The organism is Bacillus sp. AP50 (assembly GCF_040492675.1).
Lineage (GTDB): Bacteria > Bacillota > Bacilli > Bacillales > Bacillaceae_G > Bacillus_A > Bacillus_A cereus.
Map to the genome: position 1 here is coordinate 1 of NZ_JBEUTW010000801.1, position 1126 is coordinate 1126.

A 1126-nucleotide genomic window follows, 5' to 3' on the forward strand; every position below is an offset into this window, starting at 1 on the left:
TTATGTTCCTTATTATCTGAAGAAGAAATACTAATTACATATTATGAAGATGGCTATTTACTCTCTAGCTATATGACTGTTGTTAATATTGATCCACCAAATAGCGCTGTTTTATGTACCGATGCTTTTTATAACAAGATAAAACTGCAATTTTCTAATATAATAGATGTTAAATAACATAGGTTTAGATTATTTAAAGGAGTGTAAAAATACAAGGGAATCATCTTATTTTTTGGAACTAACGCACCCGTTAGCTGAATAAGGAAAAATGACTTTAGTAACTTATTTTGAACTTTCTCCTATAATTTCTAGTATAGAAACGGAATAATTCGCCAAGTCTTGGACTGATATTGTTTATATTGTTCACCAAATAGTGTAACAAGGGTTCTCTCTTCAACTTTTATACGATACGAATACGCAAGAAAAAATAAAAAGATATTTATGATAATGGCAATGAACGAAGATGAAGATATAGCAAACCCTAAAAAGGTCAGAAAAGAACCTAAATAACCAGGATGGCGAATATATTTATACAGACCGCTTTGAATTAACTTATGTTCTCCCTGCATTCCGACGTTCCTACTGTAAAATCGCCCTAATGTATTCATTGAAGAAAATCTAATCCATACACCAATTAGCCCAACAATAACACCCAAAAACAGAAATGAATTAACCTTATTTATTGTAAAGAAATACATAATCTCTGGAATGGTTATCATCAAGGCTAAAACTGCTCCGATAAAAAAACTAGAACCACTATTTTGTTTTTCTTCTTTAACAGGTGAACTTCTATAAAATTCTAATAATAAGTACAAAAAAATAGGCAAATATGCTATAAAAAACATAATTCTCTCTCCTTTCAATAAAAGTGTCGAATGATTAACCTATTTATTTTTATCAATGAGGTCACGCAATTTGGATGACCCTAAGATCATATCAACACAGGTTCTTTTATCAATCTTTATTACAAATTATCTATCTTTATTATAAATAATCGAATTTTATTTTAAATCTACACCTATTATCACTCTTACAATCTACTATCACCTTAATATGGTATTAAGTTTATAAAAATATAAAATTTAACATTCCCAAAAGGTACACCTTTTGATACACACCCCTACCC

At 29.2% G+C, this 1126-nt stretch carries 2 protein-coding genes; one reads left to right on the forward strand and one right to left on the reverse strand.

What is annotated here, in order from left to right; translation table 11 throughout:
* Window positions 1–177: YolD-like family protein (locus tag ABWK52_RS29610; protein ID WP_353772400.1), on the forward strand; the 177-nt coding region annotated here is incomplete at its 5' end.
* Window positions 178–308: 131 nt separating this feature from the next.
* Here ABWK52_RS29610 and ABWK52_RS29615 read toward each other — a convergent pair.
* Entirely contained in the window at window positions 309–845 is a 537-nt protein-coding gene (locus ABWK52_RS29615) for a methyltransferase family protein (protein ID WP_098541770.1), read from the reverse strand.
* Between the last annotated feature and the right edge of the window lie 281 nt (window positions 846–1126).